The 14494-nt window shown below is 40.0% G+C and carries 11 protein-coding genes; all 11 read right to left on the bottom strand.

The window, feature by feature from the left end; all coding sequences use genetic code 11:
• Positions 1–551 precede the first annotated feature (551 nt).
• The 11 genes from L1D46_RS07790 to L1D46_RS07740 are packed head-to-tail and all read right to left on the bottom strand — an operon-like array spanning position 552 to position 14460.
• Entirely contained in the window at positions 552–1412 is an 861-nt protein-coding gene (locus L1D46_RS07790; protein WP_016708246.1) for a copper resistance protein B, read from the bottom strand.
• Entirely contained in the window at positions 1409–3253 is a 1845-nt protein-coding gene (locus L1D46_RS07785; protein ID WP_239977236.1) for a copper resistance system multicopper oxidase, read from the bottom strand. Before L1D46_RS07785 ends, L1D46_RS07790 begins: the two co-directional genes overlap by 4 nt.
• Positions 3254–3280: 27 nt before the next feature.
• Positions 3281–3751, bottom strand: a complete 471-nt coding sequence (locus L1D46_RS07780) for a nuclear transport factor 2 family protein (protein WP_008467847.1) — start codon at positions 3749–3751, stop codon at positions 3281–3283.
• Positions 3752–3772: 21 nt separating this feature from the next.
• The gene (locus L1D46_RS07775; RefSeq protein ID WP_045979603.1) at positions 3773–4660 is read right to left on the bottom strand and encodes a CopD family protein; all 888 of its coding nucleotides are present in this window, start codon (positions 4658–4660) and stop codon (positions 3773–3775) included.
• A gap of 19 nt (positions 4661–4679) precedes the next feature.
• Positions 4680–5027, bottom strand: coding sequence for a copper resistance CopC family protein (locus tag L1D46_RS07770; RefSeq protein WP_010558032.1), 348 nt, complete (start codon positions 5025–5027; stop codon positions 4680–4682).
• A 24-nt stretch (positions 5028–5051) separates the two neighbouring features.
• Positions 5052–6884, bottom strand: coding sequence for a 2Fe-2S iron-sulfur cluster-binding protein (locus L1D46_RS07765; protein WP_239977239.1), 1833 nt, complete (start codon positions 6882–6884; stop codon positions 5052–5054).
• Entirely contained in the window at positions 6884–7555 is a 672-nt protein-coding gene (locus L1D46_RS07760) for a PepSY domain-containing protein (protein ID WP_235381756.1), read from the bottom strand. The genes L1D46_RS07765 and L1D46_RS07760 overlap by 1 nt, the downstream gene beginning before the upstream one ends.
• A gap of 28 nt (positions 7556–7583) precedes the next feature.
• A complete protein-coding gene (locus L1D46_RS07755; protein WP_239977235.1) occupies positions 7584–10748 on the bottom strand; it encodes an efflux RND transporter permease subunit in 3165 nt (1054 codons plus the stop codon).
• Positions 10749–10763: 15 nt separating this feature from the next.
• A complete protein-coding gene (locus tag L1D46_RS07750) occupies positions 10764–12536 on the bottom strand; it encodes an efflux RND transporter periplasmic adaptor subunit (protein WP_075594016.1) in 1773 nt (590 codons plus the stop codon).
• Positions 12536–13963: a TolC family protein gene (locus L1D46_RS07745; protein ID WP_235378252.1), complete on the bottom strand. Its 1428-nt coding sequence runs from the start codon at positions 13961–13963 to the stop codon at positions 12536–12538. Before L1D46_RS07745 ends, L1D46_RS07750 begins: the two co-directional genes overlap by 1 nt.
• On the bottom strand, positions 13963–14460 hold the full coding sequence (locus L1D46_RS07740; protein ID WP_063528221.1) for a DUF411 domain-containing protein: 498 nt from the start codon (positions 14458–14460) through the stop codon (positions 13963–13965). Before L1D46_RS07740 ends, L1D46_RS07745 begins: the two co-directional genes overlap by 1 nt.
• Between the last annotated feature and the right edge of the window lie 34 nt (positions 14461–14494).

Below are 14494 nucleotides of genomic sequence, written 5' to 3'. Positions count from 1 at the left end.
ACTTTTTACTTTTTACTTTTTACTTTTTACTTTTTACTTTTTTAAACAGCTTAAACTTAACAAGTATAAAAGGGGTGTCTAATTTATACTCATGAGATTGAAGCCAAGCATGAGCACCATTAAAAAAATAAAAACCCTACGCTCATAACTAGGTATTGAGAAAGGGATCATTTTTCGAATTGTTCAGCTTTAAGCGCAGTACTTTGCAACAATCGGTTCTATCCCGAGCACACCCAATTCCCGTTCATCAAAAGTGATAAAATAGCCTATTGTACGTCTTTCAATGGCGATGTTTTTTGGCTTGACTCTTTAACCTTAAACATTCGCCAACTTTACTTCTTAGCTGATATTCCACCTTGATAGGTATACACCAGACTGGCACCGACTGAAAACAAGAAGTAGCTTACTATTACTGCTCTTAGTTCTTTCCAAAAAAACTATTAGCTAGGCCTTTCCTAACATAACTAAAATGGTTTAAATCCCAAAAAACGAAAGCTACCATCAATATAGTTGCGGTAGCTCTCATCAAGTCAATATAGTATTTCTTCACATCAGAGCCAGAACTTGATACCTGCAACAAAAGCAGTATCACGCGTACTTTGCCCATTTAACTTCGCAAAGTCGGCTGTATTACCAAATTTATTTGTCCACTCAACGCCAACATAGGGAGCAAACTGGCGGGTAAACTCATAACGAACCCGAAAACCAATAGCACTGCTAGATAAGCCACTACCAAGGTTATTTTGGACGTCATCCTTACCGTAAAGCGTCAACTCTGCTCGTGGTTGAACAATTAACTTTTGAGTAAGTAATAGCTCATACTCAGCTTCGATCGAAAATGCACTATTACCTTGCTCTCCTAAATACGCAGTCATATCAATTTCAAACCAGTAGGGGGCTAGACCTTGTAAACCAAAAGCTAGCCATTTGCGGTTTTCACCTTCGTTATTGTAATCAAGTCGAATACCGACTTGTGTATCCCAATAAGCAGATATTGCGTGGCCCCATAGAAAATCTGTTTGGTTCTCCTCTAAATTACCTTCGCTAAAATCTCCCTCAGTTTTGATGACTAATCTATCAAAAGTAGTGCCATACCATGCCTGAAAGTCAAAAACACCTGCGTTTGTTTGCTCATTATATTCAAGACGATCCCCTAGTAGCGCGTAAAATGAATGCTCATCTGCCAAAGTCAGTCGTTTGTCGCTATTGAGTGCATAAGGACCTTCAGTCAATGTTGTACCTGCGGCATAAGCATGAGGGTCTCTAGCATCTTTAGGTGCATCTCCACCTTGTGCTTGCATTTTAGAATCACCCATCTCAGTCATCTCATCTTTTGCAGATACAGATACACTTATAAGGGGCAAACCTATTAATAATAGTTTTAACGTATTGGTTAGTATTAATTTTCTCATGATACAACTACCTCTCTAAACATACCTGCATCCATGTGGAATAATAAATGGCAATGCCATGCCCAGCGACCTACGTCATGAGGTGTTGTTAAAAAACTAATTCTTTGCGCTGGTTGTACAGGGATAGTATGGCGACGAACCTGTACATCACCTTTTTCATTCTCCAAATCGCTCCACATACCATGCAGGTGCATTGGATGTGTCATCATTGTATCGTTTTGTAAAATAACTCTTAAACGTTGATTATGCTTCATGTGAACTGGCGTGCTTTTTCCAAATTCCAAGCCATCAAATGACCAGCTATAACGCTCCATGTTTCCAGTTAAATGTAATTCAATTTCAGCCTCTGGCTCTTGCTGGTTTGTAATTCCCTCAAGAGAATGTAAATCTGCAAGTGTTAAAACACGGCGTCCATTTTTACGTAAACCTATACCGGGATCATCAAGGTTTGTTCTAGGCATATCAACACGCATATCAACAGAAGCTCCATACTCTGTTTTTGCATGACGCACTTTAGTGCTAGCAACAGCTAATGGGTTTTTAGTCATTCCATGTTTACTATGATCCATTGCCATCGCTCCATGACCCATTGCCATCGCTCCATGACCCATTGCACTATGATCCATTTTATTAGAATTCATGCCCGACATACCTGCCGTATCAGCCATTGTAGAATGCACACTATCATGGGTCATATTGCCCATCATATCTGTCATCGTTAACCACTCAACGGGGTCTAAAGAAGGTACTGGTGCATCAACGTTAGGTGCCATTGATAAAGTACCTTTAGCATAACCTGAGCGATCCATGCTTTGTGCAAAAATCGTATATGCGTCATTTTTTGGCTCGACAAGTACATCATAAGTTTCACCGGGACCAAATCTAAATTCATCTACTGTCACAGGTTCAACATTTTGTCCATCAGCTTGTACAACTGTTAACTTCAGCTCAGGTATTCTTACATCAAAAAACGTATTGCTAGAACCGTTAATAAATCTAAGCCTAACCTTTTCGCCAGCTTTAAACATTCCACGCCAATTTGTCAAAGGCGCACAACCATTCATTAAAAAAGTCATTGCAGATGCTGATAAGTCTGCAAGATCTGTAGGGTTCATTCTCATTTTATTCCACATTTCCCGGCGTTGTAGCGCATTTGAAACGCTGCTATTTGAAATGTCATCAAAAAACTCTGGAACAGTAGGTTGATTAAAGTTAAATACATCGCTCTGTACTTTTAACTTGCGAAACAAATCCATTGGGTCATCATCAGTCCAATCAGACAATTGGATGACATGCTCATTGTCAGCACTAATAATATCCTTTTCTCTTGGCTCAATAATTAATGCGCCGTACATACCTGTCATTTCTTGAAAACCACTGTGTGAGTGATACCAATATGTGCCGCTTTGTTGCAGCTTAAATTTATAAACAAAGGTTTCACCCGGCATTATACCTTTAAAGCTAATACCCGGTACGCCATCCATTTGATACGGAAGAATGATCCCATGCCAATGAATTGAACTCGGCACTGATAATTTATTCGTTACCCTGATAGTAACGTCATCACCTTCTCTGAGGCGCAAGGTAGGAGCTGGTATTGAGCCATTGATTGTTGTAGCCATTCTTACAACACCTGTGAAGTTTACTGGTGACTCATCTATCACCAGATCTATGACTTCCCCACTTAGTTCGGGCGCAGTACCTGTTGAAGTTCCAGCAAGCAAAGATGAAGCTGCATGAAGAACACTTGGAAAAGCAGCTAATACACCGCCAGCAGCTAATCCTTGTACAAAGCGTCTACGTGGCGTAGAAACTTGATGTAATGGATTGTTATTTCTCATTTTACTCTCCGTTGTTTGAACAATAAATTAATGTGACCAATGAATGTGCTTAATCTTCCATTCACCATTTTGTTTTTCCAGCACCATCGTTTCCATGCCTTGATAATCGCGTTCAACACCTTTATGAGTACCTGTAGTTTGACTGCGCGACGCAGAGATAGCGGTATTTCCAAGTATCGTCACTTGATGTTCAAGTGTGTCGCTCTTCATCGCTGCTAAATACTTCATATCCGACAACATATGATGATGAGCATATTCATCAGCGCTCCTTTCAACGCGGCCTCCCTCGAAAATGGTGACATCATCCGCTAACTGTGCTCTAGCCTGTTTTTGATTGCCAGTTTCAAGTGCTTGATGAAATGCCAAAACAACTTTTGCGGCTGGGGTATCTATACCTTTAAACAAACCTTTGTCTTTGTTCTTATCACCATGAGCGTTTGCTGCGAAACTAAACGTCATTAATAAAACGAGTAATATATTTATTGTTTTCATTTTCATTTTCATTCTCTCTTTTAGGTTTTAATTTGCAGGGCCAACAACACTAGTAAGCCCAGCCGTTACAGATAAAATGGCAAAAGCTACTACCATTTCTATCGAGATAGATTTAGATAAAGCCTCTCTGCCTTGACTATTTTTAAGTTGTGGAACGAGTATTAGTTTATGTTTAGCAGCAAGTGCCAAAATAGACACTACAAGGGCCAATTTAAACAACAGTGTTTGTCCGTAACTTGAGCTTATTAGTGCATCAAGACTTCCGACCAATTGAATCACGAGCCAGAGGCCTGCTACCAACAATAGGCTCAATGTAAAACTTGCTTGTTTGCCAAAGCTTTCCATCAGCAAATGAAGTTCTGCATAACTTAGCTGATGGCAAGCCTGTTTTAGTGGCAATAACGCCCCAAACCACCATGCCATAACGAGCACATGCAAAATAAGCAAGCCTTTTTCAATTGTGCCTAACTCAGAAATATGACCCAGTAACGTGAATGAGTATGCAAGGATTAATAAACTCAACATTAAAGCGCTTTGTTTTAAGTACGAGTTCACAGCGAGTTTGAACCTTAAAGCTAAAGCGATTATTGCGGTAACTAGCCCAAGCGCTCGAAGCAAAGCTCCAGTGCCGACAGAGGAGTCCCACATAATAGCCAATATATCAGCGTCTATCGCCCCCTGAATTCCCTCTTCTGCCATTGCACCAGTACTGGCAAAGAACCAAGTAATATTAGCGATCAAAGCCATAACTATATAAGTTCTTGTCCACGTTAAATTCGCTATTACAGCATTACTATGAGATTCATTATGCTCAAAAATTTGTCTGAAAAATGTATAGCCGGCAATACAGGCAAAGCCGACGTAAAATACAATTTTTGACAGTACAATGACTGTATTCCAGATATACATTTCCATATCAATCACACCGCCTATTTTAGTGAACCATAAAGCCGAAGCTATGTTTCATTTTATGACCATCGTTACCTAAGAAGGTTACATCCACAGCATAGTTTGCAGGAGCTAATTTAGGTAGTTTCCATGTAAATTTGCTAGTAGCGACTTTAGAAGGCTCGAATCCAAATTTAAATTCTTCGCCTTGTTTATTGGCCAATGAAACTTTTACAACCCGTACCTCTTTGGTGAACACCAAAGTTAACTCTTCTGGAGGATTCATTAGCATTGCATTATCAGCAGGCACACTTTTTTCAAGATGCACATGCGCAAATACCGCACTACTAAAAACGACACTGATTACGGTTAAAAATTTAATTAGTTTTTTCATATTTACCTCTATTTATTTAATGGATTAACGACTAAATTTATCTTTGAAAATTTGATTACTTGGAATCCCAGCATCTGTAATTATTTTTTCCACTTCACTCATCATTGCTTCTGGACCGCACAAGTAAAACTCAGCCAAAAGCAGTTCTGATTTTTGGTTCATATACGGCAGAAGTACTTTTTGAACATAGCCTGAGTGCCCTTGCCATTCTTCTGAAGGATTAGAAAGAGTAGGAATATAAGAGAAGTTTTTATGCTTCTCACTCAGTGACTTCAATTCATTATGGTATAGCAAGTCATCTTCAGTTCGCGCACCATAGATAAGAGTCAAACCACTTTTATCTTTATGCTTTTTCAACTGTTCAAAAATAATAGACCTTAGTGGTGCAAGTCCTGAACCCGCACCTATAAACACGCGACTAACTTTTTTATTTGAAGTGGCATAAAAATCAGAAAAAGGGCCTTTTGCAGTTATCGTTTCACCTACTTGGAGTGAACCTAAATAACTTGAACCTATTCCTGCTTTAAAACCATTCTTTGCGGTCTGCCAACGGATATTAAACATTAACTCATCAGACTCCTCGTCAAAGTTAACTAATGAGTAGTGGCGAGTTGCACCGTTATGAGAAAATTTTCCATGATAGTAGCTATCCCAGTATTTTTCATAGCACTCTGGCATATCATCTGGACGTAAGCTATTCATCCCTGCTGGCACATCAAATTGCATATATGCACCAGCTTTAAATGCCAACTGTTTGCCTGATTTCAGCTTAAATTTCACTTCCTTGATAAAAGGAGTAATGAAATTAGTCGCAACCACAACTAGCTCATGATTTTCAATATTGCGATCAGTATTAACTTCAATTGAACTAATTTCAGAGAACCTATGCTGACATCCAAGCCGATAACCTTCCTTAAGTTGCTCCTGAGATAAATGTTCCTCTTCAGATAGTGTGATAGGTAATTTAGTTGAACTTAAGAACACGCATTTGCCACAAGTACCGCCACCACCGCAACCTGAAGGAAGGTATACATGTGAACTAGCTAGCCCTTCTAATACAGTTGAGCGACCAACTGCTGAGATGTCAGTAATAGTATTTTCATTGGAAAACGTCACTGCCACTTTTTGCCTATTAGTGCCCCAACCTAGCTTCAGTAAACCACTTCGATACTGTTGTATCAGCCAAGTAACACCAGTAATTGAAAGGAATAGCGTTGCAAAAGCAAATGCAATGATCAACCAATGGTTAAATCCTCCAGAATTGCCATAGTCCATAAAGTGAAGCTTCATCATCAGATCTTTCAATCTGAAATCATCATTGGCATGGCGAAGTACTTGACCTGTAATACTATCTAAATAAATAGTTGTATTGTTCTCATCCTCAACGGCAACTTGCCACATAGGATTTTGCTGCCTTACGTGATCAGAAAACGGAGGTTGAGATAACACTGGAGTAGTTAACTTACCCTGTCCTGAGTAGGAGTTTTTTGCCAAAGTTAGTACTTGTTCTTCAGACAAATTAAATGGCTTTCCTGTTACAGCATCAAATAGCTTTGAGTGGCGTTCTTGATAGCTATGCTGCCCCTTATCGAACACAAAATGATAGTAAGGCTGATGTAAAACCCATATAAGGTTTACTTCCTGCGGAGCATTACTAGTAATGTCTTTAATAGGGAATAGGTCAAAGCCTGTAATGCTACCTTCATGATGAGAATGAACTCTAAGTTCATTACCACTGGCTTTACTGTGATCCATCAAATTGAAGTAAAGGCCCGTTCCCAACCAAATAAGCAGTTGTAAACCAACAAATAAAGAAAGCCACTTGTGTATCGTTGTATTTAACTTAAATAGTCGCATCAAATGACTCTCTTTTTATTTGGGGAAAGCACTCGGTAATAAGTCAATACTGCGCCAGTAATTGCTCCCATTAGACCTAGAGTTGCGACCAAGAACAAAAACCAGTTAGATACGTTTTCTCCATCATAGTAATCCATAATGTGGAACCGCCACATCCAATCAAACAATCGCCAGTAATCATGACGCTTGGCAACAAGTGATCCTGTTTGTTGACTTATATAAAATGTCGGTGTGGAGAATTGCTCAAACGTCACTCTCCAAACAGGTAAATGCCTTGGGGACAACTCAGCAGGCAAGTTTGTCGCTGACTTAATCAACCTTATGCTGTCGATTTGATGATTCAGCACATAATGGTATTGTGCGATTTCTTTAGCCTTGGTTTCATCTACAAGGGCCTGAACAGCTCCAGTTTTAGCATCTATTGCTACTTTTCCATTTTCTCCATTAATAAAAGAATACAAAGGACGGCCCATACTTTGAGTAAGTGTAACTTGGCTAGCTTTAGGATAATCCGCAGCTAGCTTTACAATGGAGTAATCCATACTTGCTAAATCTATTTTGGCTTCCTCACTCTTAGCCAAGGTTTCGCCGTGTATATAGTGAATATCCATAGTCACCATATACACACCAGTAATCGACCAGAAAAGGAATTGTATCCCTACAAATGCCATTAGCCATTTATGGTACTTCCTAGCTTTTCTAAGCATTGTTTTTTAGCTCCGAGTTAGAAAGTTCCTTGTTAAAGGCGTTTACTTCGGGCTTTTTAACGATTGAATAAATCGCGGGTAAAACAATTAGAGTTAGCAGGACTGCACTTGTCATCCCACCTACCATTGGTGCAGCAATACGACTCATTACCTCAGAGCCTGTTCCTGTACCATATAAAATAGGCATTAGGCCGATAATGATTGTCGCTACTGTCATCATTACAGGACGAACACGTAATCCAGCACCGTGCAATAAGGCATCTTGATATTCATCTTCTGAGATGAGTTCTGCTCGCTCTTTCGCTTTTTCCTTAAGTTCAGCGAGCGCCTGATTGAGATATACCAACATTATTACGCCAATCTCAACAGCTACTCCAGCCAGAGCAATAAAGCCTACACCAACTGCTACAGAGAAGTTGAACCCTTCTAAATACATCAACCATAACCCACCGATCATTGCCATCGGTAAAGTCACAATGATGATCGCAACTTCGCTAAACGCTCTGAAGTTCAAATAAAGCAAAATAACAATAATGGCGAGCGTCAATGGAACAACGTAAGTAAGCTTGGCTTTGGCTCTTTCCATATATTCGTATTGACCAGCCCAAGTAATCGAATAACCTGCTGGTAATATAAGATTTTTAGCTAAATGCTCTTTTGCACTTTCAACATAAGTACCTACGTCAACGCCCTCTATATCAATGAACGTCCAACCATTAATACGTGCATTTTCACTCTTGATCCCCGGAGGGCCTACTTCTACTTTTATTTCAGCTACGTCACCTAGTGCGATGCGTTGTCCATTTGGAGTGACAACAGGCAAGCGCGACAACTGCTCTGGAGAGTCACGATAATCTTGTGGGTATCGCAAGTTGACAGGATAACGCTCTTGACCTTCTACTGTTTGAGTGACATTCATCCCACCAATAGCAGTTGAAACTACTTGTTGTACGTCATCGATGTTTAATCCAAAACGACTTGCTTTCTCACGAGAAATATCAACTTTGATATATCGTCCACCTGCAACTCGTTCAGAATAAACTGAAGCGGTTCCTGTCACCTCTGGTAACAATTGCTCTATTTGTTGCCCTATCTCTTGAATCGTATTTAAATCAGCTCCTGCTACTTTAATACCTACTGGCGTTTTAATACCTGTTGCCAACATATCAATACGAGTTTTGATTGGCATAACCCAAGCATTCGTCAAGCCCGGAAACTTAACCAACTTATCAAACTCAGCTTTTAGAGATTCTGTTGTAACTCCCTCACGCCACTCTTCTTGAGGCTTCAACTGAATGAAGGTCTCAATCATAGTTAGAGGCGCGGGATCAGTTGCAGTTTCAGCTCTTCCTACTTTACCAAATACTGTTTCAACTTCTGGCACTGTTTTAATTAGCTTGTCTGTCTGCTGTAGAATTTCTCTTGCCTTACCAATGGAAATTCCCGGATAGGTAGTCGGCATATACATAAGATCGCCTTCGTCTAAAGGAGGAATAAATTCACTACCAATTTTATCGACAGGCCAAAAACCAACAATCGTCACTAATATTGCTGCTACTATTGTCGATTTAGGAAACTTCATAACTTGCTTTAAAACAGGCATGTAGATAGCAATAAGCAGTCTGTTTAAAGGGTTTTTCTTTTCTGAAACAATTTTTCCTCGAATAAAATACCCCATTAAAACAGGAACTAATGTTATCGCTAAGCCTGCTGATGCGGCCATTGCATATGTTTTTGTGTAAGCAAGTGGAGAAAACATTCTTCCTTCTTGCGCTTCCAAAATAAATACTGGCAAGAATGAGACTGTAATGATGAGCAAACTAAAAAATAGTGCTGGACCGACTTCACTTGCAGCTTTCGAGACTATTTGCCAACGATTTTCATCCGTTAGCGGTGTCTTTTCCATATGCTTATGCATATTTTCAATCATCACTATTGCGCCATCTGTCATCGCACCAATTGCAATAGCGATACCACCTAATGACATAATATTCGCATTGATACCTTGCATATGCATGATGATAAATGAAGCTAAGATGCCAATAGGTAGAGTGACAACTGCAACAATCGAAGATCGCAAATGAAACAGAAATGCAACACATACAATCGCGACGACAGCAAGCTCTTCGAGCAATTTACTCCATAGGTTTTCTACCGCCTCTCCTATTAAGCCAGAGCGATCATAAACCGTAACTATTTCAACTCCTTCGGGTAAACCTTTTTTTAACTCTTCTAATTTGGCTTTTACTCCATCAATAGTTTTTTGTGCGTTTTCACCAAAGCGCATAACAACAACACCACCAACGACTTCTCCTTCACCATTTAGTTCAGCAATGCCTCGTCTCATTTGTGGACCTAGGTTGACTTCCGCCAAATCGCCAATGGTAAGCGGGGTTCCTTGTGCGTTAACACCAAGAGGGATCAACTCTATGTCGGAAATACTTTTGATATAGCCAGTTGCGGTAACCATGTACTCTGCTTCCGCCATTTCAACAACTGAGGCACCTGTTTCTTGGTTACCACGTTTAAGTGCCATTTGAATGTGACTAAGTGGTATACCGTAGGCTCTTAATTTATCGGGATCGACTTGTATTTGATATTGTTTAACCATGCCACCAACAGCAGCAACCTCAGAAACTCCCGGTACAGTTTGCAATTCATATTTTAAGAACCAATCTTGAATACTACGCAATTGGCTAATATCTAAGCTGCCCGTTTTGTCTACAAGGGAATATAAATAAACCCAGCCAACGCCTGTGGCGTCAGGTCCTAGTTGTGGGCGTGCGGTAGCAGGTAGCGAAGGGGCTACTTGACTTAAATATTCAAGTACTCTGCTCCTTGCCCAATATAAATCGGTGTCTTCATCAAAGATGACATAAACAAAGGAGTCTCCAAAAAATGAATACCCCCGAACTGTAATAGCCCCCGGAACTGACAGCATTGCTGTTGTTAAAGGGTAAGTAACTTGATCTTGCACTACTTGTGGTGCCTGACCGGGATAATTCGTTTTAATTATCACTTGAACATCAGAAAGATCTGGTAATGCATCAACTGGTGTATTTTTAATTGAGAATAACCCACCACCAATCAAAATTAAGGTAGCTAAGATGACAAAAAAGCGATTACCTATCGACCACCTAATAATTGATTCAATCATTATTTATCTCCTAACTTAATGATTTGAATGGTCAACAGCACTTTTAGGTTCATGCTTTAGTTGCTCATTTGATTCAAGATAGATTTCAGTGATAACCAAATTATTTCTCACCTCAAAAGTGAAAGTGACGTTATCACCAACATTGAAATCAACTATTTCTATATTGTCCGCGACGATAAAATCCATCGTCGCAGCAGGTCTATCCCATTTCTCTATTGGGCCTCGGCTAATATTTAGAATACGCGTATCAACATTAATCGCATTGATTAGACCTGATACTGTTGCAAAAGATACTTCTTCACTCATATCAGCAGACTCACTCATGATATGAATTCCAGTAATTTCATATCCACCATCTTCGGTTTTACTCACCTCAAAGTGCAAAGATTGACCAGACTTTAATGAGTCAATATCAACTTTTTCAGCCACAGTAAAATCCATAACCATCTCAGGCCAATCCCAAGCTTCAGCGGGGCCGTGACTGATATTAACCATGCGATGCCCAGTCATAACACTATTAACATCACCTTGCATCCAAACAGAGTTGGGCACTTCATCGTGAGTCATTCGTTTAAAGTCAGAGCTTTTACTTGATTCAGAATCAATCAAGAATTGAGCTGATGTCACCACAACATCATCTTCATTAAGGCCCTCTAAGATTTCGATACTATCGATATCAACACGGCCAATAGTCACTTCAATAGATTTAAACTGGCCATCCCCTAACGCAAGTACAACTCTGTCTTGTTTACCTGTTCGAATAACAGCTTCTTTAGGCACAAGTATGGTGCTATCAGCTTGATTAGCGTGAATAGAGACTTGTGCGAACATGTTTGGTTTTAATTGATAGTCAGGGTTGTCAAACTTCAACCTCACTCTGAGTGTGCGTGTTTTACTGTTCAAGGTTGGATAGACATAATCAACGACACCAGCCCAGTCCTCACCGGGTAAATAGTCAAGTGTCATTGATACAGGAAGTCCCTCTTTAATTAAGGCTGCGTCACGTTCAAACACTTCTGCTTCAACCCAAACTTGATCTAGCTGACCAATGCTTAATATGGTGTTTCCCGGCTTTACATAAAAACCCTCTCTAATCTTCAAACCATCAACAACACCTGCCTGAGGGGAGTAAAAGGTGATGTTTTGCTGAACCTTTCGTGTCTTTTCTAGCTTTTGAATAAAGTCTGCTGAAAGCTGTAACGCTTTAAGCCGATCTTTGGCCGCCGCAATTAAGGAACTATTATTGCGCTTTATAGCTATTAATAGTTCTTCTTGCGCGTTAACTAGCTGAGGAGAATATAGTGTATATAGAGGCTGCCCTTTCTCAACAGGATTACCTGCGGCTTTGACGTAGAGCTTTTCTATCCAACCATCTACACGTGGATGGATGTGAATTAGCTTATCTTCATCATATTGAACGTAACCTACGGTTGATATTTCAGTATGCATATTTTTAAGCTCAACAGGAGCAGTGCGAACCCCAAGATTATTCACTACATGAGGCGCGATTTTTACGGCTCCGGGGCCAAAGTCATCACCAGATGATCCTTCTTCATACACAGGAATTAAATCCATACCCATAGGCGACTTACCGGGCTTGTCACGACGGTAATTAGAATCCATCGGTGCAACCCAATACAGCGGTTTTTTCTCTCCTGATGTAGCTTCATTGCCATTACCGCTTGAACCTGTACCTTGATATAAACTTAATGCTCCAGCACCTAGTGCTGCCCCAATGATGATGGCGGCTACTAGTTTCAAATTTGGTGTTTTAGTATTCGTTGACATTATTTTTCTCCAAATTGCTGATTGGATAAGTGTTGATTCATTCTGTGCGAAGTGTGCATTGGCTTATGCTCAGCATTTGAGTTAGTTTGAGAGTACGAAAAGAAATAGTTAATGCGAGCAACTGTTTTAAGTGCGTCAACATCAATTTTTAAGGCTGCTATTCTGGCATTTAATTCTGCGATTCTTGCTCGAACAACTTCGGCAAAATCACCATCATCGTTGGTGTAAGCCGTCAATGACGCTTCAGCTTGGTCATGCGTTTGTTTGAGAAGTTGTTTTTGATAAATAGACTGCCTGTCAGATAAACGTTTAAGCTGTCTAAGCTCCTTTTCCACCGCACTGATCATTTGTTTTGTCAGCAATAATTTCTCGGTTTTTATAGCTTCTGAATCAGCAATAGAAGCTGCAACTTGCTTATCTTGTCTATTCTCAGTGAACAAAGGCAAATCAAACGTTACCCCAACAGAAAATAAATCAGCTCGGCTATCACCAGAAGGCATATTGTCACGATAGGCATAGCTCGCATTGACACCCCATTGCGGCTCATATTGCTGTTTGGCTAACTCAACTCCTTTTTCTGAAGCTTTGCGTTTTACATCAATTGCAAGTATGGCTGGATGATTAGCAAGTTCCTGAGCCAATAGATTTCTTGAGTAATTAGATGCTTTTAGGACTGTTGGATTATTCAGAGTAATTGCAGGTAACTTTTTAGAAACCCTAAACTCTAATGGTTGCGCGTCAAAGTTGAATGATTCATTCAAACGATCCGCATCGTAAATATGAAGCCACTCATTGAGACGAGCGATTGTCGTTTCTAGTTTCTGCTTTTGCGAAGTTAATCTGTCATCTAACTGCACGATTTCCAACTGAGCACGAATAACATCTTGCTGTCTAGTTTTACCAACAACGTTTGAATAGCTAGCTTTAGCCACTTCCGCCATCTGCTCAAAAAGAGACCAATCATCTTCAATCAATTTAATAGTTTGTTGGGCTAAGTAAGCATCTAACCAAAGTTGTGACACTTGGCTTTTCAACTTAGCTTTACGATCCTCTCGTAACAGTGGAAATTTCGTGGACTCAATTTGTAACTGGTCTTTCTTGATCTCTAGACTGTCGCCTCTCGGAAACATTTGAGAGACGCCAACCTTTAGCTGAGTCATTCCTTCCTGATCTAAATCCCAAGTATCTGTTGGTAAATTCATTATCCCTAGCGATACTTTCGGATCAGGCAAAGTACCTGAAGCAATACTTCTATTTTCAACTGCACTTTGTTTCAACCGGCTACCATGAAGCCAAGGATCATTTTGCTGAGCTAAGGTGATAGCTTGTTCAAGCGACACTACTTTCTCAGCTTGAGCTGAGAATACAGATAAGCCGAGTATTAATGCAGTTGAAAGTGAAGTAAGGTTTGAAGAGTTCAATTTCATTAGAATTGCTCCTCGTATGTTTTAACTTTTGCATAGACTTTGCTCGTTCCATCTTTAAATAGAATTAACACGTTGTATGGCATAAAGCGGTCATCGACTTCCATACCGGGAGAGCCAACTGGCATTGCTGGAACTGAAAGCCCAATCGCATTGGGATGTTCTTCTGATAAGAACTGCTGAATAAATTTAGCAGGTATATGACCTTCAAAGGCAAATCCATTTCTACTCACTGCCGTGTGGCATGAACGGTAATTAGGTTTGATACCATACTTAGTTTTGATGTTGCCGATGTTTCGGAAATCTTTGGAATGCGCAACGTTCCCTTTGTCTTCAATATGAGTTATCCATTTTTTACAACACCCACAATTAGGGGTTTTATAAACGATTAACTCCAAAGGTGTTACGTCGTTATTGTGTGCATGGTTATGTTCGTTGGCGTTTGCAAACGCAGGTGAAAGCAGCATTACTACTGCTATTTTTAAATACTTATTGATCATTTTTGCCCCCAGACATCGCTGGAAAATATCTATA

Source organism: Pseudoalteromonas sp. Isolate3 (assembly GCF_022398505.1).
GTDB lineage: Bacteria > Pseudomonadota > Gammaproteobacteria > Enterobacterales > Alteromonadaceae > Pseudoalteromonas > Pseudoalteromonas apostichopi.
This window is presented reverse-complemented; position numbering and strand designations above follow the sequence as displayed.

Excerpts from the sequence above, each read along its gene's own strand:
- L1D46_RS07790 (WP_016708246.1), bottom strand. The coding sequence starts at position 1,412 with ATGAGAAAATTAATACTAACCAATACGTTAAAACTATTATTAATAGGT.
- L1D46_RS07785 (WP_239977236.1), bottom strand. The coding sequence starts at position 3,253 with ATGAGAAATAACAATCCATTACATCAAGTTTCTACGCCACGTAGACGC.
- L1D46_RS07780 (WP_008467847.1), bottom strand. The coding sequence starts at position 3,751 with ATGAAAATGAAAACAATAAATATATTACTCGTTTTATTAATGACGTTT.
- L1D46_RS07775 (WP_045979603.1), bottom strand. The coding sequence starts at position 4,660 with ATGGAAATGTATATCTGGAATACAGTCATTGTACTGTCAAAAATTGTA.
- L1D46_RS07770 (WP_010558032.1), bottom strand. The coding sequence starts at position 5,027 with ATGAAAAAACTAATTAAATTTTTAACCGTAATCAGTGTCGTTTTTAGT.
- L1D46_RS07765 (WP_239977239.1), bottom strand. The coding sequence starts at position 6,884 with ATGCGACTATTTAAGTTAAATACAACGATACACAAGTGGCTTTCTTTA.
- L1D46_RS07760 (WP_235381756.1), bottom strand. The coding sequence starts at position 7,555 with ATGGCATTTGTAGGGATACAATTCCTTTTCTGGTCGATTACTGGTGTG.
- L1D46_RS07755 (WP_239977235.1), bottom strand. The coding sequence starts at position 10,748 with ATGATTGAATCAATTATTAGGTGGTCGATAGGTAATCGCTTTTTTGTC.
- L1D46_RS07750 (WP_075594016.1), bottom strand. The coding sequence starts at position 12,536 with ATGTCAACGAATACTAAAACACCAAATTTGAAACTAGTAGCCGCCATC.
- L1D46_RS07745 (WP_235378252.1), bottom strand. The coding sequence starts at position 13,963 with ATGAAATTGAACTCTTCAAACCTTACTTCACTTTCAACTGCATTAATA.
- L1D46_RS07740 (WP_063528221.1), bottom strand. The coding sequence starts at position 14,460 with ATGATCAATAAGTATTTAAAAATAGCAGTAGTAATGCTGCTTTCACCT.